The organism is Anabaenopsis sp. FSS-46, from assembly GCF_029891665.1.
In the GTDB taxonomy this organism is placed as follows: Bacteria; Cyanobacteriota; Cyanobacteriia; order Cyanobacteriales; family Nostocaceae; genus Anabaenopsis; species Anabaenopsis arnoldii.
Window position 1 is genome coordinate 109,107 of sequence record NZ_JANQDG010000080.1, and the last position, 21,989, is coordinate 131,095.

The window sequence follows — 21,989 nt, forward strand, 5'->3', positions numbered from 1 at the left end:
GTAACTCCTGATCATAATTAAGAGTTAGAAGTATATTAACTCCTAACCCATCATTTTTTCCCCTGGCTAGAGAAACTAAATGCCAGCATGGCCCAGAGCTATACCAGCCACCAACATTCCCAAGACTAGGAAGGGTTGGGCGCTGGCTTGGTATTTAACGTCATTTTTCAGAGGGTCACGCAGGAAATACATATCTTGGAAGGTGATTTGGGGGATGATTAACAACAGTAAAATTGCGGCATACAAGTTTTCATGAATAGTAATCAGGTAAACTGCAATCACCGCTTGAAAAACATCAATCATGGCTGCACAGACCCAAGCGGCTCTGGTGACACCAAACATCACAGGTAATGATTTTAATCCGAACTGGCGATCGCCTTCCACACTCTTAAAATCATTAACAATAGCAATACCCAAACCAGCCAAGCTGTAAACCACAGTGATCACGACAATTTTCCAATTCAGTTCACCAAACAACGCATGACCCGTACACCAAGGAAAAGCCATATAGCTAGCACCAAGAGCATAACCGCCTAACCAACCGTTTTGTTTGAGCTTTAATGGTGGTGCAGAATAAATATAAGCAATAAAAGAACCCAGAATAGCTATAGTTGTGATTGTGGGAAATTCATTACCAGCCCACACATCTAATACAAAAGCCAGAGCATTACCAGAGATTAACAATACCCAAATTTGGGTAATGACTTGGGGTAAGGGAATAGCACCAGAGGGAATCGGGCGGTAGGGTTCATTTACCGCGTCAATTTCCCGATCATAGTATTCATTGAGAGTTTGGGTATAACCGGCGAGTAACGGACCCGAAAGCAACATACAAGCCGCGGATTTCAAGACATTTTCCCAAGTCCAGGTGTAATTACCCGCAGAGGCCGCACCACAGACCACCCCCCAAATCAGGGGAATCCAGGTGATGGGTTTCATCAGTTGTAAGCGGATTTTCCAGATGGACTTTTCCCCCGGTGCTGCGCCTTTCATCCCCAGTAATTGGCGAGTTTTGGCGCTGCGGTCAGCAACTGCTGTCATTTCCTGGTTGGGTTTAACTGAATCTATAGCCTCTGCTGGCTGGGAATTAGGTTTAATAGGGGTTGGTTCTGACATCAGACTTACTTATGAATGGGAAGAGGGACTAGGGAATGGGGAATAGATGGTTTTGATTACCCAATTCCCAGTACCCAGGACTTAAAAAGAAATTATCAAATAATTATTCTGAAATTTGGCTCCCGTTACCTGTCTACCAGTTAGGGACGGGGGTAGGAAGAGATTACGCCGTTGGTCTCCTGCTTCCACTGTAACTTCTGGTCCATATTGGGTAAGTTTGACTTGCTTTTTGTCAAATCCTGGCAAGAATAGGCGGACTTGACGGTTATGGGTGTCGATTTCCATGGGTTTGGGAGCCTGTAATGCTTGTTCTACAAAGTTGGGTAGAGCATCTATTAAAGGTTGCCATTCCCCTGTGGGAGAATCTGGAACAACGCTCACCGTCAGAGGTCTAAATTCTTCCGAGAGGTTGACTTGATCTGTGGGTGACACCACCATCACACCACCCACGGTTAAACCGATTTGTTGAGCGCTACCCCACAAATAACGAGCAGTTGCTACTTGTAGGGGGTCTGGTGTAGTCACTAAGAAGGCCGCCACGTGATGAGGATCTGCAAGAGCTGCTTTTCCCTTGTCTAAGAAATTATTCACCTGGTTGGTGGGTAGAGCAAAGTTATCTGCTGTCCAGTTGACATTAAAAAAGCTGCTAATTAGCGGCTGAATTAAGGGCGATTCCGCAATCGTTTTCCCTAAATCGGAGTTGACAAATAATTGCTGAAATCGCCGCACATACCAACTCAGAGATTCTGGCATCCCCAACATTCGCAAGGTAAAGGAATCACCTGTGCCATCATAGATAATCGCGTCATATTTGCCACTGGCATCATATTCGCGGATCGCATTCAAGGCTAGGGCGCTGTCCATCCCTGGTAATACTACCAGTTCTTGACCATAAACATCTTTGAAGATGGGTGTGCGGAGGTATTGCGCCTCCAGTTTTTTCACTTCTTCCCAGCTGCGTTCTAGCAATACAGAGGATTTAAATTGCACTACCTGTAAATTGGGGGCAATTTCCTGGGGGTCAGGGGTTAGGGTTTGCTCCAGTAACATGGGTAAAACTGGTTCTGTTAACCCTGCTAGAAGTACCCGCTTACCTTGGGTTGCCAATAACTTGGCGGTGGCGATCGCAATTTTAGTACGCTCTGTACCGCCTTTGCCCAAAAATGTCAATATCAGGGACATTAGTTGATTCTCTTTTTCCCGGCAATCTGTTCTACTCCAACTTAGCACTAGGCAAATACTCTTAGCTTCTGCTTTGAGTTCTATCTATTACACTGGTTTGACTTCATCTTCAAAAAACCAAGTAGATGAATTGTCGTCAAACAGTACCACTACACCAATTCCACAGCCATCAGCGACTTTGTAGCCTTGAATAATGCCGATTTGTCCGAGTTTTTTGGCAATACTAGCAGACACGCGATCGCGCAAACGAAAAACTTTTACCTTTTGTCCAATTTCCATACTTAGTCACAATGCAATAAACCAAGTCTCAGTTTACCTGAATCAGTGACCCGGCGGTAATAGATTTGGGTCATGATGGAAAAGAGTTTGCATACTGAGGGTCAATAAAAAGTCACAACCCAACCCACAAGGATCTGATAGACTAGAAGAGTATCTGAGATCCCAAGGCATAGACCCCAACAACCTACCAGAGAGAAGGTAGCCATGACCACCACAGTATTTAATCCCCAAATAGAATATCCTAGTTCCGACGGAGAACCCTTGGCAGAAACTTATACACATCTGTATGCAATTCTGACTACCCTAGAGGTGATTAAACAATACCTCGCTGGTCAACAAGCCACAGTCTTGGCTGATCAATTTCTCTATTATGCTCAGGGATTCCCTAAACTCAGAGTCGCCCCAGATGTAATGGTGATTTTTGATGTGGCTCCTGGAGGTCGGGATAATTATAAGCTGTGGGAAGAGGGTCAAGTACCCAGTGTAGTGTTTGAAATGACCAGTAAAAGCACTCAGAAGCAAGACCAGGAACAAAAGAAATTACTATACGAACAGTTAGGGATTTTAGAATATTGGTTATTTGACCCCAAAGGTGAATGGATTACAGAGCAATTAAAGGGTTATCGTTTACAAGATGAGGTTTATCAACCCATCAGCGATCGCATATCTCAACCTTTGCAGTTGCGGTTAGAAGCAGAAGGGGAACTGTTACGGTTCTATCGCTTAGATACGGGAGCTAAGTTACTCATACCTACAGAATTAGCAGATTTAGCCGAACAGGAACGCCTACGGGCCGAACAGGAAAATCAAAGAGCTGAACAAGAACGCCTACGGGCTGATAGACTCGAAGAGTATCTGAGATCCCAAGGCATAGACCCCGATAATTTATTCGGACATGATATTAGTCCACTGTAGGTAGACTTGGAGCTTTTACACCTATAAATATATCAAAAAATATCAAAAAATATATCATATATCAAAACATTCCATGAGAAGGGATTCTATTTTTTACAAACTATTTAAGCAATTTCCGGGTTTATTGTTTGAACTAGTAGAACCACCCCCAGCAGCTAGTAATTATCAAGAGTCTGTGGAAGTCAAAGAAACTTCTTTCCGCATTGATGGAGTATTTTTACCCCCACTGGCTCAAAACCAAAGCGATCGCTACAAGAAAAGAACTATCACAAAGATAATGTAATCAAAACCGATGAGATATTACTGATGTTAAAAAGACTAACTATTCATAACTTTAAATCTTGGCAGAATACAGGGGAGATGCCATTAGCATCTTTAACGGGATTATTTGGTACTAATAGCTCAGGAAAAACTGGTATTATCCAACTGTTATTAATGCTCAAACAAACTGTAGAATCTCCAGACAGACAACGAGTATTACATACAGGGGATGATAAAACTTATATTGATTTAGGAACAATTAACGATGTCATATATCAGCATGAAATACCTGGAGAAATTGAATTTTCTTTAACTTGGCAACTACCAGAAACTCTGGATGTTATTAATCCAGAGGGGGAATTAGAAGATATTATTTTTTCAATTTCATCTTTATCATTTAATGCCAACATTGAAGTTACAGCAGAAAGCCTGAGTGTAAAAAACATCTTCTATAGCTTTGATTATGACAATAAAAAGTATTTATTTGGCATGGAGCGACAAGATAATCAAAATAATAAAGGTAAAAGTGAATATAAACTATCACATGAAAATTACAACTTAAGACGCTTTAAAGGTAGAGTATGGCCACTACCACAACCAATCAAAAGTTATGGGTTTCCAGATCAGGTAAACTCTTATTATCAAAATGCCTCTTTCTTGGCAGATTTTGTACTAGCCTTTGAAAGACTTTTTGAAAATATCTATTATCTTGGACCATTGCGAGATTATCCACGTCGTAGCTATACATGGGCTGGATATCAACCTCAAGATGTAGGAAAAAAAGGGGAACAAGCTGTTCCTGCTTTATTAGCTTCTAGAACTCACATTAACCAGGAAAATATAGAACAACGGATAGCAAAATGGTTACGGGAATTAGGACTAATATATGATTTTCAGTTAAAACCAATTGCCGAAAATCGTCAAGAATATGAACTGCGTGTACGACGCACTCCCAATTCTTCCGAAGTATTAATTACAGATGTAGGTTTTGGAGTTTCTCAAATCTTACCAGTTTTAGTCCTTTGTTATTATGCACCCAAAGGTTCGACACTGATTTTTGAACAGCCAGAAATTCATTTACATCCATCAGTCCAAGCAGATTTAGCAGATGTATTTATTGATGTGATGAAAAATCGAAATATGCAAATCATCATTGAAAGTCATAGTGAACATTTACTGCGGCGATTACAGAGACGTATCGCTGAAGAACAACTCCAAGAAAATGATACTGCATTGTATTTCTGTCAACTAAATGAGCAAGGAAACTCGGAATTAATTCCTTTAAAATTAGATGCTTATGGGAACATTAATAATTGGCCTCTAGGATTTTTTGGGGATGAAATGGGAGAATTATTAGCGATGACAGAAGCAGCGATGAAACGTCAAGAAAGGGAGTAGGGGAGATGGGGGACGAGGGGAAGGTAGAGGTGAGATGATTGTTTTATTGTTGCATTCAGATAAATACTTTCAATAATATCAGTAGGGAGAATCAAGCAGAGTAATGTCCTATTATGTAGTAAATACCAATGTTCCCATAGTAGCCAACCGAAAATCAAATCAAGCGTCACATACTTGTGTTTCACAGGGAACAGGGAACAGGGAACAGGGATTAGGGATTAGAGAACACACCGGAAGAAACAAAATCAAGTCCCATTCCCTTGTGAAGGGAATGGGGAGGGTGGGGGTAAAACAATATTTGATACACTAATCATGACTTATCAAACATCCTCTAACACTCAGTCGGATTTATCCGACTTAAGCTATTAGACAGGGGTTTCTAACCCCTGGCGGGGTGGGCGATAGCGAAGCGCTGCTGCAAGCAGATCGCACTGATTTGCAAATATGGTTACAGTCTCATCTGTAGTTGACTAGTCAGATACCCGATTTCTCATAGAAATCGAGTATCTTAGGCAGTATAATCAGAAAACGCTATCGGTAACCAGTTATGAGTAAGGATTAATTAGTGGGAATTATGGGACACCCAGGGAAGCTGAGGAATATACTGCCAATAAATCAGCAGTTAAAGGCTAAGTTCGATTTACTCAGAACTCTAGTTAGACGGGATTTAGAAGCCCGGTATAAGGGGTCAATCCTGGGGAATTTGTGGCCATTGGTAAATCAGCTTTCACAGTTACTGATTTATACTTACGTATTTTCCATTGTCCTAAGGGTCAAGTTAACCCTCACCAGCCTTCCGGAAAATAATTTTACCTTTGGATTGTGGTTATTTGCGGGTTTGCTTCCCTGGATTGCTTTTTCTGGGGGACTAATCCAGTCCGCTGGTTGCGTGGTAGGACAGCCAAATTTAGTTAAAAAGGTAGTATTTCCCCTGGCTTTGTTACCCTTGGTACCAATTTTATCTACTTTCATTGAAAGTTCTTTTGGTTTAATGGCGTTGATTGTATTTGTGGCTATACAAACTCATACTTTACATACTACCCTGGCGCTGTTACCATTGATTTGGTTAACGCAATTACTGCTAACTACCGGTTTGGGTTATTTAGCTGCGGGTCTAACGGTTTTTTTGCGCGATGTTCCGCAGACACTGGGTGTTGTTTTAAATATTTGGATGTATTTAACACCAATTATTTATCCTGCTTCAGCAATTCCGGAAGGGTGGCGCAATTGGGTATTTTGGTTAAATCCTATGACTGCGATCGCGGAGGTATATCGTGATTTAATTTTGGTGGGGGAGGTACAACATTGGGGTGAATGGGGGGTCGCTAGTGCGATCGGCTTGATTATATTTGGTTTTGGGTTTACCGTTTATAAACGGTTACGTCCGGCTTTTGCCGATGTCCTGTGAGTATATTGCAAAGTTATAATTTCTTAATTATTTGCAAAGTGTGAGGAGTGGAATCAAAAAATGGGAGAGGAAATTGCAATTTCTCTCAAAAATGTATCCAAATGCTTTAAGCGATATGGTCGTCCGGTGGATCGCTTGAAAGAGATTTTATTACCTGGTAAAGTGCGGGCAGATACATTTTGGGCATTGCGTGATATAAATTTAGAAATTCCCCAAGGACAAACAGTAGGAATTATTGGGCGCAATGGCTCTGGTAAAAGTACACTCTTGCAAATCATCGCAGGAACCTTGACACCCACAAGCGGTGAAGTACAAGTTAAAGGTAGAGTGTCTGCTTTGTTAGAACTGGGAAGTGGTTTTAATCCAGAGTTTACAGGTAGACAAAATGTATTTTTTAACGGGCAGTTATTAGGGTTAAGTCCGAAAGAAATTGAAGATAAATTTGACGAAATTGCTGGCTTTGCGGATATCGGCGACTTTATCGAACAACCGGTAAAAACATACTCAAGCGGGATGTTTGTCCGTTTAGCCTTTGCTGTAGCAGTGAATGTCAATCCGGAAATTTTAATCGTTGATGAAGCATTGGCTGTGGGTGACGTTGTGTTTCAGCATAGATGTTTGCGGCGGATAAGAACCTTAATGGATTCAGGGGTAACCACTTTATTTGTTTCCCACGATTCTGGAGCAATCAAAAATTTGTGTAACTCCGCAGTCATGATTCATGATGGCAAAATCTACGCTTCTGGTTTACCCAATGCGATCATTATCGAATACATGAAATTAATGACAGAATTAGAGTTGGGTTTAAACCAAGCAGATTTAGAATCTCCATCACCACAGACCACACCACCCATTGATGTCATTAATACAGAATCGTCAGCCACCGCAGATGATGACATCCCATCAGTCAAAGAATCTACCGGAACATTGCAACGCCGAGGTAGTGGAAAAGCAAGGATTGAAAACATCCAATTATTAAATCAGTCAGGAGAAGATGTAGGTGAAACTCCAGTTCTTGCATTTAACGAAGAAGTGACATTAGTTGTACAGGTAAAAGCTTATGTACCTCTAAAAAGTTGTATTATCGGTTTTTTTATTTGCGATAAAAATGGTAATGAATTAATCGGTAGTAATACTTTAGAAGAAAATTTTAAAATTGAGAATTTAGAAACTGAAGAAAAGTTAGAAATTAGATTTAAATTCAAATTACCACTAAGACCTAATTCTTACAGTGTCACAGTCGCGTGTGGAGAAAACTATGAAGCTGTAACTTTTGATTGGCTTGATAATGCAATGGTTTTTCAAGTTTTACCCCCAGATACAGGAAAACATATTCATGCTTTAGTTGACCAACCAATGGTAGTTGAACTTAAAAGAACTGTTCTGTCAACAATAGCCATCTCAAATTAACTTATGTAAACCTTATGAATGAAAATTGGTTGAAAGATTATCCATCCCCTCAAGATTTAACAGAAGAATCTCTAGATGCGAATAGCAGTCTTAAAAAGATGTTGGACTTGATTGGAGAAGCTAAAAAAGTTGTTGACTTTGGCTGCGCAACAGGTTACTTGGGAAATTTACTGCAAAAGAAAGATTGTCTGGTCACGGGAATTGAAATTAATCCAGATGCAGCTAAAATAGCTGAAAACTACTGCGAAAAAGTAATAGTAGCCGATTTAGATTTTGTCTCTATTGCGGACATCTTACCTGATGAAAAATTTGATGTTGCCATTTTCGGTGATATTCTAGAGCATCTCCGCAATCCCTGGCAAGTTTTGGCACAAACCAAAAGTATTTTAAAAGAATATGGCTTTGTTGTCGCCTCTATTCCCAATATCAGTCACGGAGCTATTCGTTTAGCATTGCTCGAAGGTAAATTTGAGTACAAAAAATTAGGAATATTAGATGATACACACTTAAGATTTTTCACTCGTGAAACACTTAGAGAACTGTTTGAAAATGCTGGATATTTTATTGATGTCATAGACAGAACAAAATTACCAGTTTTTTCTGAATCTGATTTAGTTCCCCAACTTAATGAAAGTAACTATAGTCAAGAAGTTATTCAGTATTTAAACCAAGATCAAGATATCGATACTCTTCAGTTTATAGTCAGAGCATTTCCTCTCTCTCCAGAAGGTGAGCAGAGTTTATTAAAAACTAGATATCAACAGTTATTACTCGAACATGATTTAGAAAAATATCAACTACAACAGACTCAGGCAGAATTAGAGCGATCGCACTCTCAACTGCAACAGACTCAGACAGAATTAGAGCGATCGCACTCTCAACTGCAACAGACTCAGACAGAATTAGAGCGATCGCACTCTCAACTACAACAGACTCAGGCAGAATTAGAGCGATCGCACTCTCAACTACAACAGACTCAGACAGAGTTAACCCATTCACAAAATACTATTACAGCAATGGAAAATAGTAAATTTTGGAGAATGCGAACAATGTGGTTTGAATTCAGACGCGCTATTGGTCTGGTAAATGATAATTTATCTCTATACAAAAGTTTATCGTCGCGGGCAAAATACTTTTGGGCTATTTTCAGAGTCAAGGGATTCCGCCACTTGTTCAAAAAATTACTAGAAAAAACCTTTTCCCATGTTGAAAATTTATTACAGCCTGTATTAGGAGTAGCAGATATTCCTCATACTCATGATGCGAACTATCAAAAGTGGCTGAATATAAATTACCCTACTCCAGATAAATTACAAAAAATGCTTGAAAAGGTAGATTTTTTGCCTTACAAGCCTGTTATTAGTATTGTTATGCCTGTTTTTAATACACCTGAGCAGTTTCTCAAAGAAGCTATTGATTCAGTGTTAAATCAGGTTTACCCTTATTGGGAATTATGTATTGCTGATGATTATTCCACAGATAATCATGTGAGACAAATTCTCAAAGATTATTCATCAAAAGAGTCCCGGATAAAAGTTGTTTTTAGGAATGAGAATGGTCATATTTCACGGTGTTCTAATTCAGCGCTAGAACTTGCCACTGGCGAATTCGTAAGTTTACTTGATCATGATGATATTTTGACTCCCGATGCTCTGTATGAAGTTGCTCTATTGCTAAATAAGCATCCAGATGCTGATATGATTTATTCTGATGAAGACAAAATCAATGAAAATGGTAAACTTCAGGATCCCTTCTTCAAGCCAGATTGGTGTCCTGATTCATTTTTATCTCGGATGTATACTTGCCATTTGGGAACCTATCGACGAGAGTTAGTAAAAACAATTGGGGGTTTCAGAACAGGTTATGAGGGAAGTCAAGACTATGATTTAGTTTTGAGATTCACAGAAAAAACAACAAAAATTTTTCACATACCTAAAATCTTATACCATTGGAGAATTCATCCTCAATCTGCTGCGAGTAAGCCCGATCAAAAGCCATACGCTGTTATAGCAGCGGAGAAAGCATTAGCAGATGCTCTTCTTAGACGAGGTGAAGATGGGCGGGTTACAGAGGCTAAAAGCCTTGTAGGACATTACATTATTCGATACACAATTAAAGATTATAAACTTGTGAGTATTATTATCCCCACAAGAGATTTAGGTAATACATTAGACAAGTGTTTAACATCTATTTTTGAGAAAACTATTTATCCAAATTACGAAGTCATTCTGATAGATAATGGTAGTCAGGAAGAAAATACCTTTACAGTCATTTCTAAGTGGCAACAAAAAGAATCTAATAGGTTTCGGTGCTACCGTCTTGATATACCTTTTAACTATTCCAAGATTAATAATTATGCTGTTAATCAAGCCAAGGGAGATTACCTTTTATTTCTAAATAATGACATTGAAGTAATTACTTCCGACTGGATAGATGCAATGGTTGAACAAGCTCAAAGACCATCGATAGGGGCTATTGGAGCCTTGCTTTTATATCCAGATGACACAATTCAACACGCTGGCGTAGTCATGGGTATTGGAGGGGTTGCTGGTCATAGCCATAAACATTATCCTGGTAATTCTCCAGGTTACTTTGATCAAATTTTAACTGTGAATAATTATTCAGTTGTAACAGGAGCTTGTTTAATGTGTAGAAGAGAAGTTTTTGAAGCGGTCGGAGGTTTTGAAGAAGAACTTGCAGTTGCATTTAATGATGTTGACTTGTGTTTGAGTATTGTTGAGAAAGGTTACAGAAATGTTTACTTACCACACGTTATGTTGTATCATCATGAATCGAAAAGCAGAGGTTATGACGATACACCTGCAAAGCGAGCGAGATTCATTCAAGAAACAGAGTATATGCAGAATAAGTGGAAAAAGTTTATAGAATATGACCCTTGTTATAGTATAAACTTGACATCCAAACACGAAGATTACAGCATTAAAATATAAAAAACATAAATTATGTTTATAGATTAGAGGATTTACATTGTATGCAATTAAAAAAAATTAGTAACCTAATAATTAGTTTATTTATATGTTTGTACATTTTTCTAGCCTTTTTACCCTTGCCATCAGGAATAAGAGTAGGACTTGATCCATCATGGCAATATGCAATTAGCCGAGGGGTAGTTGATAAAATTGTTTTTGGTAAGGATATCATATTTACATACGGACCATTGGGCTATCTGATTCATGGCTCCGTATTAACAGAAAATTTCTATCTAATATTATCATTTCGCATAATTGTTGAGTCAATAGTTTTTTGTATCAGCATTGCAACAATTACATTTCAAAAAACAAATTATCATAAAGTTTTACTATCTATTAGTATATTTTTTGCTTATTTATTTGGCTTGTCAATAGATTATAAGATTATATTTGCTGTCATTATGTTATTGTCTTGGGACAATATGGTTAATAAAAAAAATATTAGACTTTGGGGTTTAGGTCTGGGTTCAATAGCCGGCTTAGGCTTGCTGACAAAATTTAATATTGGAGTATGTACATTAGGTATAGTTATCTTAATTATCTTAGCAGAAATACTCCAAAGTCATCACAAAAGAATCGATTTATCTACAAGCTTATTCGCTTTAATGGATGCTCTAATAGCCACATTAACCGCAAGCTTTTTATTATTGCATCCTAATTTAGTAAATAATTTTAATCAATTTTTATTATGCTTATTAACTGCAACTTTTTTGGGAATATTTTCGCATTTTATCAAACTAAAAATATTGAATAAAGCTCATAATTTGGAATTATTAAATTCATCTAAAATTTACAAAAAAATATATGCAAACATTAATTTTAAAAATTGTTTTTACATAGCATATATATTTGCTATTTTATTGACAACTCTTTATTCATCTCCTTTATTAACTAATTATTTAAAGGGTTCACTAGAAATTTCCTCTGGTTACTCTAGTGCTATGAGTATAGTTGGTTCTCATTGGGAGCTAGGATTTGCAATTATAGGGCTTTTTATGGTCTTTTTAATTCTGCTTCAACTAATGACTAAAGGATTTGTAGGATTAGGTTTAGTATTATTTTTTACTTTATGGATGAGCTTCAAGCATGGCTATGTTCGTCAAGATGGACATATTTATATTTTCATACAATCCTTACTCATAATATCTTCTATCGCTATTATTAAATTGAACAATTCATTTAAAATAATTAGAAATCTAACTTTATGTTATTTAGGATTAATTATTTCTATATATTGTTTCGCAACTTCGCCCTTTGGAAATGCTAATTTAAATGTCGGATCAAATTTAATTACAATTTTTAAGCCTATTAATGTCATTGATAAAGTATTATTTTTAATAAATCCAGAAAAGCTACTTGACAGCATAAATAAAAATAGTAGTTCAGAATTATCAAAAGTTAGCTTTCCTGAACCATTATTACAATTATTAAATAATCAAACAGTCGATATTGTTCCTTGGGAGATTTCACTGGTAGAGTCGAATAAACTTAAATGGCAGCCAAGACCTATATTTCAATCTTTTTCTGCCTATACTAAGTTTCTTGATAATGCAAATCTCAATAGTATATCTACTAAATCACCAAATTATATAATATATCATTTTAATTCTATTGATGGTAGACATCCTTTTTTTGATGAGCCATCTACATTTTCTTACATAGCTTGTAATTACAAATTATCTTCAGAATTTAATAAATTAATAAAACTAAATACACCTGATATATCTGATTTGTTATTGCTACAAAAACGCGATACAAATGTATGTTCTTCTTCTATAGAAACTCAAAATTCATCAATAAGTTGGAATGAATCTACAAAAGTTAATGATTCTTCTTATTTAGTCCGTGCATCAATTAAGTTTCAATATTCATTATTAGGAAAAATATACAAGACTGTATTTAGAGCACCTCCTGTAAACATTGAGATTTTTTTCAAAAATCTTACTAGTCATTCTTTCAGGATAATTCCAGAGAATTCTGAAAATGGCGTTATGATTAGTCACTTACCTTTAAATGCTAGTCAAGCTCTTTCATTTTTTGATGGACAATGGAATCAGCGAGTTCAGTCGTTTAAGTTTTCCACCGTTAATCCTTTTTTGTATAAAGAAAATATCGATGTAAAACTTGATGCTTATCAAATTATAGATTCATCAATTCGCATTAAAGATGAATCCATTGACATAACAAAATTAAAAGAAATAACTTTTTCATAAGAACCAACTAAAAAATATATTGGTTCGCTAAATTCTCAAGATAGCAGTTTTATAAAAGGAGAAAAAATTTATTTACATGGATGGACAATTTTCAAAGCAAATCCACAACAACCTGTGTGGATGCTTGTAACACATGCTGATGCGAAGACTCCCGTGGCAATGACCAAAACAGGTTGGGATAGATAATATTTTAACCTTCTTTATTTCAGGTGTGTATCTAAGATTTGACTTTAATTTATGTTAAAAAAACTCTTTTCTAGAAAAATCATAAAGTTCTTATTAGGTGGTGGTTTAGCAGCAGCACTAAATCTATTACTAATTTTTGTACTAATCGAAAAGCTAAATATCAATACTGCTTTTTTAAGAAATATAGCCAATGTAGTAGCAATTGAAATTTCTTTAGTATTTAGTTTTTTTATATATAGAACTTGGGTTTGGACTGGGGGTATTTGGTCTATTAGAGAAGTATTCTTAAGACAACTTCCTCTTTACCATGTTTCTGCTGGTGTTGCAGTTATTATTCGTATTGTATTTATTTTTCCTATTCTAGATTGGTTGGGAGTTAACTATGCAATTAATACAGTAATAGGCGCACTTGTGAGTGCATCAATTAACTATTTGATTAGCGATAGTTTTGTTTTTAAAACACCACGACAAAAAACTGATAACCAATCACCAATAATAACATCGTCAGATACATACTACCCTGAATCATTTGCTCCTGCGCTAGCCGTAAGTTCTGGATTCAGAAAACTTGAATCAGAGAATTTAGATAATTCAACATTTGTTAAGACTCTATCAATAGTCATTCCAGCTTACAATGAAGAAGATTGTATAGTTCAAACTGTTAATAATATTAGCCAATTATTAGAACAGGAAAAAATAGATTATGAAATTTTAGTGGTTAATGATAACAGTAAAGATAAAACGGAAAGACTATTGCAGCAATTAAATTTACTAAATCCCAAGCTACGTTATATAAATAATTATTACCCTAATGGTTTTGGCTTTGCAATTCGCTGTGGGTTAGAAAATTTCACAGGTGACGCTGTAGCAGTTGTTATGGCAGATAGCTCAGATGCACCAGAAGACATTGTATTTTACTACCATAAACTACAAGAAGGCTACGATTGTGTTTTTGGTTCCCGGTTTATTAAAGGCGGTAAAGTAATTGACTATCCCAGTCACAAGTTAATTGTCAATCGTTTAGCAAATTTGTTTATTCAAATCCTATTTGGTTTAAGATTTAATGATACTACTAATGCCTTTAAAATTTATCGTAAACAGGTGATTGATGGCATCTCTCCATTAATATCTCATCATTTCAACTTAACAGTAGAAATGCCACTTAAAGCGATAGTTCGAGGATACTCTTACACGACTATTCCCATTACTTGGAGAAATAGAACTACAGGGGTTTCCAAGCTCAAACTAAAAGAAATGGGTAGTCGATATTTATTTGTAGTCCTCTACATTTGGCTAGAAAAACATTTAGCACGTGGAGATTACCATCTAAGCAAAAGAAAAATACAAACAAAATCAAAGGTTTAAATGTAATGACTGAAAGTATTTTAATTTTAGGAGGATCTGGCTTTGTTGGCAGTTCTTTAGCAATTAGTCTAAAGGAACGTCATCCCCAGTGGAAAATTATATGTTTTGATAATCTTCGCAGGCGCGGGTCAGAATTAAATATTCCTAGACTAAAAAAATTTGGGATTGAGTTTATTCACGGTGATATTCGCTCTTCTAGCGATTTAGAACCCGGAATGTTCAATATCGATACCATCATTGACTGTTCTGCTGAACCTTCTGTACTGGCAGGATTTAGCTCTCCACAATACGTCCTGCAAACCAACTTAGTAGGAACTATTAATGTTCTTGAACTAGCTAGACAAATTCAGGCTCGTTTATTATTTTTATCCACTAGTCGCGTTTATCCGATTGAAACGCTTAAGTTAGTTAACTTAGTAGAACTATCAACCCGCTTAAGCATTGCGCCTGAACAGAAAATACCTGGAGTATCTCATCTCGGCATATCAGAAGAATTTCCACTCCAGAGCTACCGTTCCCTATATGGTACTACCAAACTTGCCTCGGAGATGCTAATTGAAGAGTATAGACAAGCTTATGGTATTCAGGCAATAGTCAACCGTTGTGGCGTAATTACAGGCCCTTGGCAAATGGGTAAAGTTGATCAAGGTGTTTTTGTTCTGTGGTTAGCCGCACACTATTTTGAAAAACCTTTAAGTTATATAGGCTATGGCGGTACAGGTAAACAAGTTAGAGATTTATTGCATATTGAGGATTTGTTAAGCCTAATTAATTACCAGTTACAACATTTTGCAGAATTAGATGGAGATGTCTTAAATGTTGGCGGAGGTGCTGATAATAGCTTATCTTTACTAGAAACTACTAGACTATGCGAGGCAATTACTGGTAAATCTATTCTAATAAAATCTCAAGCAACAGCCAGACAAGGTGACATCCCGATTTATATTACAGATTCTTCCAAGATCATCTCTAAGACAGGATGGAAACCCATGATCAATTCAGAACAAACCCTCCTAGATATTTATGACTGGATTATTGAGTTTGAAGCAACTCTTAAACCTATATTATCCTAAGCTGTTTATTGTACTTTAACGTGAGAGAAAACATTATGCCCACCGTTTTAATTACTGGTTCTTCTGGTTTGATCGGTTCAGAATCCGTTCATTTTTTTGCCCAAAAAGGTTTTCATGTCGTGGGTATAGATAATAATATGCGTGCGGTATTTTTTGGGGAATCTGCTTCCACAGACTGGAACCGTCGCATCCTAGAAGATAAATATGGTGATAGCTATCGTCACTACGATATTGATATTCGCGATCGCACCGCAGTAGAAAACCTATTTAAAGAATATTCTTCTGATATTTCTCTCATTATACATACAGCCGCACAACCATCTCATGACTGGGCAGCCAAAGACCCTCATACAGATTTTACCGTTAATGCCAACGGCACTTTAGTCTTGTTAGAAGCAACTCGACAGTACTGTGCCAATGCAATTTTTATATTTACCTCAACTAACAAAGTGTATGGAGACACTCCTAACTATCTACCATTACAGGAATTAGAAAATCGCTGGGAAATTGCACCAGATCATCAATATACCGAAGGAATTGATGAGTCAATGACAATTGACAACTCCAAACATTCTTTGTTTGGTGTTTCTAAAGTTGCCGCAGATGTACTAGTCCAGGAATATGGTAAATATTTTGGTATGAAAACTGCTAGTTTTAGAGGAGGTTGTCTGACTGGACCCAATCATTCTGGCGCTCAATTGCACGGATTTGTAGCATATTTAATGAAATGTACTATTTCTGGCGAAACTTACACCATCTTTGGCTATAAAGGCAAACAGGTGAGAGATAATATACATAGTTATGATCTGGTCAATGCTTTTTACCATTTCTATCAAAATCCCAGATGTGGAGAAGTGTATAATATTGGGGGGTCCCGACATAGTAATTGTTCTATGCTAGAAGCTATCTCAATTTGTGAAAACCTAGTCGGGAAAAAGCTGCTATATACCTATACAGAACAGAATCGCTCTGGCGACCACATTTGGTATATTTCAGACGTGACAAAGTTTAGCTCTCACTATCCAACATGGTCATATAAATATAATCTTCGACAGATTCTAGAAGAAATTTATTATGCTCAAGCATCTAGAAAAACAAATTAAGCGAATTAATTATCTGTAGCCACTCGAAAGAACTTAAACAAGAATCTCCTGGTCGCTACATTGTAATTGCAACTACCAATGTCAAACATTTAAGCTGCTTTGCTGAGGCAAACGCTTGGAGCAAGATTATGTGCTAAATTATTCTTGCTCATACCAGTAGCATCAACACTCGTGAAACTAATACCCACTGAAATTTCTGACGTCCACCTCATTAAACCGCAAATATTTACCGACTCACTCGGTTTTTTCATGGATACCACCCGGCTTTGCTCACGGTTTTTTGGTGCTGTCAGAAGTTGCCGAAGTTATATATAAGACTACAGATTATTACTGTCCCCAAGTTGATCGCCTGTGGGATAGTTGTAAGCCAAAAATTCTGTGCTCACAATCTAGGCTTTGCTCGCTATCTTCTGTCGGAGTTTAGAGATAATATCGGGGGTTAGTTCATTTTCTGGTTCTACGACTTCCCTTGTGTCTAGTGCGAGTTTTACCTCTTCGGGGGTCGCCTGACCCAAATCATTGAGGAGTTTTTGGAATGAAATACTCTGCTGTTCAACGGTCTGAGCGGAAACGGTTTCAACGACATAATTTTGGGAAACTTGTCGTGTTAGGGCATAGACGATGTATTGATTTAGGGATACGCCCTCTTGGGAGGCTTGATAACTGAGTTGTTGATGGAGGCTTTCGGGTAAGCGTAGGGTGAGACGGCTCATTTTATTGATCTCCTGTCAGTTTCAGAATGAGTTCGACGGGGGACAGAACAGTTAAACTTAGAAACTGTTTTGCGCGTTGAAAATCTTTCAGGTTTGAGGTGACGATCGCCGCATTAGCGTTCATGGCACAGTCGATAATCAGATCATCACCAGGATCAGGGGAGGTAGGTCGCCACGTAAAGTAGATTTCGGTAAATTCGGTGAGGGTGAGTAACCTAGCAAGGACAGGTTGTAGGTTTTGCCAACGGCTGGGGGATAGTTTACGGGTCAAAACATCTTGGTACTCATAGGTGATCGCTGTGGAAATATGAACGATAAATAATTCTCCTAACCAAGCTTCCATGATCAGCCCTGATGCGCCCCCCTGTTTGGTTAAGCCTTCTAAAACGATGTTGGTGTCGATAACCAGATGTAATGGGGCTTGCTCTGTCATGACACTACTATAACACTGTATTCGGTGTCATTGACTGATATCTGGCGATCGCCAAAAATCTTTTGCATAATGGGGTTAAGAGTTAGAGAAATATTATGTGCTAAATTACTAGTGCTAACATCGGTATAAGCAACACCTGTGAAAGTTACACCCACTGAAATTTCTGACGTCCACCTCATCGAACCGCAAATATTTACCGACTCACGCGGTTTTTTCTTAGAATCCTACAACCAGCAAAAATTCATAGACAAACTGGGTACTAGCGTCAACTTCGTCCAAGATAACCATTCTGGTTCCCAGCAGAACGTCCTGCGGGGACTCCACTATCAAATTATCCAACCCCAAGGTAAACTCGTCCGCGCTGTGGTGGGTACTATCTTTGATGTCGCTGTAGATATTAGAAGAAGTTCCCCCACCTGCGGAAAATGGGTAGGTTATGAACTCAGCGCGGAAAATAAACGCCAACTATGGATACCACCCGGCTTTGCTCACGGTTTTCTGGTGCTGTCAGCAACGGCAGAAGTTATATATAAAACTACAGATTATTACTGTCGTGAAGGCGATCGCACCATTAGTTGGAATGATCCAGATTTAGGGATTGACTGGCCTATTGAAAGTAAGCCCATTTTATCAGATAAAGATACTCAAGGTCAGGCATTTAGTACAGCAGAAATCTATGAATGAATCAATCTTACTACTGGGTAGTAAAGGTCAAGTTGGTCAAGAAATCGAAAACATTCTTGCACCCCATTACAAAATTATTCCCCTAGCACGTCCCAACATTGATTTAACTCAAACCGATAGCTTGGCGCAAATTATTAGAGATATCCAACCCCAAATCATTATTAACGCCGCCGCTTACACTGCTGTAGACAAAGCCGAAACAGAACCGGAATTAGCCACAGCCATCAATGCAACAGCACCGGAAATTATCGCCGCAGAAAGCAAAAAACTGGGTTGTTTCCTGATTCACCTGTCTACAGATTATGTCTTTGATGGTGAACAAACTCGCCCATACCAAGAAAATGATGTCACTAACCCCGTAAATATTTACGGTCAAACCAAACTAGCGGGGGAAAGAGCAATTCAGCAAACCCACCCCCATCATATTATCTTGCGGACAGCTTGGGTTTATGGCAGTTTTGGCAAAAGTAACTTTGTCAAAACCATGCTGCGACTGGGTAAAGAACGCCGAGAAATTCGTGTAGTTACAGACCAAATTGGTAGTCCCACATGGGCGCGAGATATTGCCCAGGCGATCGCCCATATTATACCCCAGTTGACACCAGAAATTGCCGGCACTTACCACTATACCAATAGTGGCGTGATTAGCTGGTATGATTTTGCAGTGAGCATTTTTGAAGAAGCTCAACAACTGGGTTTTCCCCTCACACCACCCAAAGTCATCCCCATCACCACTGCCGAATATCCCACCTTAGCCCGTCGCCCTGCTTATCCTGTCCTAGCTTGTGGGAAAATATCAGAAGTTTTAGGGACTTACCCGCCCCATTGGCGACAAAGACTCAGACTCATGCTCACAGACTGGCGCTCTCAATCCAAATCACTATGAAAGCACTGATTCTCTCTGGCGGTAAAGGTACACGGCTACGCCCACTCACTTATACAGGTGCAAAACAACTCGTACCCGTTGCCAACAAACCCATTTTATGGTACGGCATTGAAGAAATGGTTGCTGCGGGTATCACTGATATTGGTATCATTATCAGCCCGGAGACCGGAACAGAAGTAAAAAATAAAACCGGGGATGGTCAACATTTTGGCGCTAACATCACCTATATTTTACAAGACCAACCAGCGGGTTTAGCTCATGCGGTCAAAGTCGCCCGTACCTTTTTAGCAGATTCACCCTTTATCATGTACTTGGGTGACAACCTCATTCAACCAGGAGACTTAAGTTACTTTCTACAACAATTTACACAACAACAACCAGAAGCATTAATTCTACTGCGGGAAGTTGTCAACCCTAGTGCTTTTGGTGTGGCTAAAGTAGACCACACAGGGCGAGTATTAGAATTAATTGAAAAACCCAAAGTTCCCCCATCCAATTTAGCATTAGTCGGGGTTTATTTCTTTTCCCCCATTATCCATGAAGCCATTAATCGCATCCAACCATCAAACAGAGGCGAATTAGAAATCACCGATGCGATTCAATGTTTAATTGGCCATGAAAAACAAGTCATAGCCTGTAAACTAGATGGTTGGTGGCTAGATACTGGGAAAAAAGATGATTTACTAGAAGCTAACCGTTTAATTCTCGATACCTATTTAAAAGCGTCAAATTTAGGTGACGTTGACAGCAAAAGTCAGATTATTGGGCGAGTCAAAATTGGGACTAATTCCCAAATTATTAACTGTACAATTCGCGGACCAGTAGTGATTGGTAAGAATTGCTATTTAGAAAACTGCTTTATTGGTCCCTATAGCAGCATTGCTGATCACACCAAGCTCATTGATACTGATTTAGAACACAGCGTAATTTTAGAAGGTGCTAAAATTATCGGCATTAATCAGCGGATCATTGATAGCGTCATTGGACAACGCGCCCAATTAACCCTTGCTCCTCGTCGTCCTAAAGCCTTACGGTTTTTGATTGGTGATGATTCTCAAATTGAATTGACATGATTGATTTTATGCTGGAGCTTTGAGAAGATACTATAAAAATTAGTTAACCACATATGGCCACAGTATGTACAACTTTTCAGATCATATTGAAAATAATATTTGATGTTCAAAAAATATATCAACTACTATGGAAACGTCAATAAACTTAGCAACAGAACCGCCAATTTTAGTATCGATTATTTTAGTTAACTATAATGGCGCTGATGTTTTACCAGATTGCTTAAATTCTCTCAATAAATTTATTCCCAAACATAACTCTGAAATTATTTTGGTTGACAATGACTCTCAAGATAATAGTATTGATTTAGTTACCGATAATTTCCCTGACACCAAAATAATTAGAATGTCGAGAAATTGCGGTTTTGGAGCCGGAAATAATGCTGGTGCTAAAATTGCTCAGGGTAAATTTTTATTTCTATTAAATACTGATATCACCCTAAATAATAATATTTTACCACACTTAATTGATTTAATGGAAAACCGTTTAGATGTGGGAATTATTGGGACTAAATTGTTATTCCCTGACCAGAGTTTTCAGCTTTCTGTCGCACCTGCAATTAGTATTCAGGGGGAGTTTATATCTAGAAAATTACATAAAATTGCTGCTAATAAAGAATATTTACAGCAAGTAGAAAAAAAATATATATTTATACAAGAATTGGATTGGGTATCCGGCGCATCCTTGTTTATTCGTACAGATTTATTTCATGATTTAGGAGGTTTCGACGAAACCTTTTTTATGTATTTTGAAGATGCAGATTTATGTCAGAGGGTTATAAATAAAGGTTATAAAGTTCTGTACACTCCAGAGGTTTCTTTAATTCATATCCGAGGACATTCAATGAAAAAAAATGCTGACGTTATGGCTGTGGAATATAGACGCAGCCAAATTTATTATTATCAAAAACACCGTCCGCAGTGGGAAAACTTTATTTTAAAAGTTTACCTTTTTATCAAATTTACATATGAATATATCAAAACTAGGAATACCTATATATTAGAGATTCTACAATTGTTATACTTGTTTAGTGTCAATCGTCAAAATACTAACCACAGAGCCACAGAGAACACGGAGTTATAAGAGGTTGTTTGATAAGTTTTCAACAGGTAATTCTTATCACATCCTTACCCACTTTATTACCCCCTTTAATTCATTAAATCAAGTTCCCTCCTCTTACAAGGGGAGGGTTAGGGTGGGGTCAAATAATATTCGATACACTAATCATGACTTGACAAACATCTTCTAAGGAATTAGTTAATTTTTTCTTAATCACTAATTATCAAATCATTATATTAAATAG

The 21,989-nt window shown here is 37.7% G+C and carries 19 protein-coding genes and 2 pseudogenes; 15 read left to right on the top strand and 6 right to left on the bottom strand.

Translation table 11 applies throughout. The features are described 5' to 3' along the window. Positions 1 to 75: 75 nt before the first annotated feature. The 3 genes from chlG to NWP21_RS09570 all read right to left on the bottom strand — a co-directional run bounded on the left by chlG (position 76) and on the right by NWP21_RS09570 (position 2,577). Positions 76 to 1,116, bottom strand: a complete 1,041-nt coding sequence (gene chlG, locus NWP21_RS09560; RefSeq protein WP_280792511.1) for a chlorophyll synthase ChlG — start codon at positions 1,114 to 1,116, stop codon at positions 76 to 78. A gap of 81 nt (positions 1,117 to 1,197) precedes the next feature. Next, positions 1,198 to 2,298: an ArsA family ATPase gene (locus NWP21_RS09565; RefSeq protein ID WP_280792512.1), complete on the bottom strand. Its 1,101-nt coding sequence runs from the start codon at positions 2,296 to 2,298 to the stop codon at positions 1,198 to 1,200. An 87-nt stretch (positions 2,299 to 2,385) separates the two neighbouring features. Next, the gene (locus tag NWP21_RS09570; RefSeq protein ID WP_271731811.1) at positions 2,386 to 2,577 is read right to left on the bottom strand and encodes a DUF2862 domain-containing protein; all 192 of its coding nucleotides are present in this window, start codon (positions 2,575 to 2,577) and stop codon (positions 2,386 to 2,388) included. Between the two features lie 204 nt (positions 2,578 to 2,781). Between NWP21_RS09570 and NWP21_RS09575 the strand changes: the two genes are divergently transcribed. The 11 genes and pseudogenes from NWP21_RS09575 to NWP21_RS09630 form a co-directional block, all read left to right on the top strand. Beyond that, complete coding sequence (locus NWP21_RS09575) at positions 2,782 to 3,492, top strand: Uma2 family endonuclease (RefSeq protein ID WP_280792513.1); 711 nt, start codon at positions 2,782 to 2,784, stop codon at positions 3,490 to 3,492. 73 nt (positions 3,493 to 3,565) lie between these two features. After that, positions 3,566 to 3,721, top strand: a pseudogene (locus NWP21_RS09580) (DUF2887 domain-containing protein); the annotation flags it as partial. 77 nt (positions 3,722 to 3,798) lie between these two features. After that, on the top strand, positions 3,799 to 5,151 hold the full coding sequence (locus NWP21_RS09585) for a DUF3696 domain-containing protein (RefSeq protein WP_280792514.1): 1,353 nt from the start codon (positions 3,799 to 3,801) through the stop codon (positions 5,149 to 5,151). Positions 5,152 to 5,725: 574 nt separating this feature from the next. Continuing rightward, complete coding sequence (locus NWP21_RS09590) at positions 5,726 to 6,559, top strand: ABC transporter permease (protein WP_280792515.1); 834 nt, start codon at positions 5,726 to 5,728, stop codon at positions 6,557 to 6,559. A gap of 60 nt (positions 6,560 to 6,619) precedes the next feature. Continuing rightward, positions 6,620 to 7,969: an ABC transporter ATP-binding protein gene (locus NWP21_RS09595; RefSeq protein ID WP_280792516.1), complete on the top strand. Its 1,350-nt coding sequence runs from the start codon at positions 6,620 to 6,622 to the stop codon at positions 7,967 to 7,969. Between the two features lie 14 nt (positions 7,970 to 7,983). Next, a complete protein-coding gene (locus NWP21_RS19070; RefSeq protein WP_348519768.1) occupies positions 7,984 to 10,920 on the top strand; it encodes a glycosyltransferase in 2,937 nt (978 codons plus the stop codon). A gap of 41 nt (positions 10,921 to 10,961) precedes the next feature. Continuing rightward, the gene (locus NWP21_RS09610; protein ID WP_280792517.1) at positions 10,962 to 13,172 is read left to right on the top strand and encodes a hypothetical protein; all 2,211 of its coding nucleotides are present in this window, start codon (positions 10,962 to 10,964) and stop codon (positions 13,170 to 13,172) included. 237 nt (positions 13,173 to 13,409) lie between these two features. Then, entirely contained in the window at positions 13,410 to 14,723 is a 1,314-nt protein-coding gene (locus NWP21_RS09615; RefSeq protein ID WP_280792518.1) for a glycosyltransferase, read from the top strand. 5 nt (positions 14,724 to 14,728) lie between these two features. Continuing rightward, complete coding sequence (locus NWP21_RS09620; protein ID WP_280792519.1) at positions 14,729 to 15,796, top strand: NAD-dependent epimerase/dehydratase family protein; 1,068 nt, start codon at positions 14,729 to 14,731, stop codon at positions 15,794 to 15,796. Positions 15,797 to 15,831: 35 nt separating this feature from the next. Further along, positions 15,832 to 16,899 carry an NAD-dependent epimerase/dehydratase family protein gene (locus NWP21_RS09625; RefSeq protein ID WP_280792520.1) on the top strand — a complete coding sequence of 356 codons (1,068 nt, stop codon included), beginning with the start codon at positions 15,832 to 15,834 and terminating at the stop codon, positions 16,897 to 16,899. A 250-nt stretch (positions 16,900 to 17,149) separates the two neighbouring features. Then, a pseudogene (locus tag NWP21_RS09630) lies at positions 17,150 to 17,257 on the top strand (dTDP-4-dehydrorhamnose 3,5-epimerase family protein); the annotation flags it as partial. A 31-nt stretch (positions 17,258 to 17,288) separates the two neighbouring features. Here NWP21_RS09630 and NWP21_RS09635 read toward each other — a convergent pair. From NWP21_RS09635 to NWP21_RS09645, 3 genes are read right to left on the bottom strand one after another with little or no spacing between them, the layout of a single operon-like run. Beyond that, positions 17,289 to 17,612: a YlcI/YnfO family protein gene (locus NWP21_RS09635; protein ID WP_280792521.1), complete on the bottom strand. Its 324-nt coding sequence runs from the start codon at positions 17,610 to 17,612 to the stop codon at positions 17,289 to 17,291. A gap of 1 nt (position 17,613) precedes the next feature. Next, positions 17,614 to 18,045, bottom strand: a complete 432-nt coding sequence (locus NWP21_RS09640) for a putative toxin-antitoxin system toxin component, PIN family (RefSeq protein WP_280792522.1) — start codon at positions 18,043 to 18,045, stop codon at positions 17,614 to 17,616. After that, positions 18,042 to 18,200, bottom strand: a complete 159-nt coding sequence (locus NWP21_RS09645) for a hypothetical protein (protein ID WP_280792523.1) — start codon at positions 18,198 to 18,200, stop codon at positions 18,042 to 18,044. The genes NWP21_RS09640 and NWP21_RS09645 overlap by 4 nt, the downstream gene beginning before the upstream one ends. Between NWP21_RS09645 and rfbC the strand changes: the two genes are divergently transcribed. From rfbC to NWP21_RS09665, 4 genes are all read left to right on the top strand, one after another. Then, positions 18,184 to 18,729, top strand: coding sequence for a dTDP-4-dehydrorhamnose 3,5-epimerase (gene rfbC, locus NWP21_RS09650; RefSeq protein WP_280792524.1), 546 nt, complete (start codon positions 18,184 to 18,186; stop codon positions 18,727 to 18,729). The genes NWP21_RS09645 and rfbC overlap by 17 nt on opposite strands. Further along, positions 18,722 to 19,615, top strand: a complete 894-nt coding sequence (rfbD, locus tag NWP21_RS09655; protein WP_280792525.1) for a dTDP-4-dehydrorhamnose reductase — start codon at positions 18,722 to 18,724, stop codon at positions 19,613 to 19,615. Before rfbC ends, rfbD begins: the two co-directional genes overlap by 8 nt. Continuing rightward, positions 19,612 to 20,688, top strand: a complete 1,077-nt coding sequence (locus NWP21_RS09660; RefSeq protein WP_280792526.1) for a glucose-1-phosphate thymidylyltransferase — start codon at positions 19,612 to 19,614, stop codon at positions 20,686 to 20,688. The genes rfbD and NWP21_RS09660 overlap by 4 nt, the downstream gene beginning before the upstream one ends. Before the next feature lie 127 nt (positions 20,689 to 20,815). Further along, positions 20,816 to 21,769 (top strand): glycosyltransferase family 2 protein, encoded by a 954-nt coding sequence (locus tag NWP21_RS09665; protein ID WP_280792527.1) that lies wholly within the window; start codon positions 20,816 to 20,818, stop codon positions 21,767 to 21,769. Positions 21,770 to 21,989: the final 220 nt, after the last annotated feature.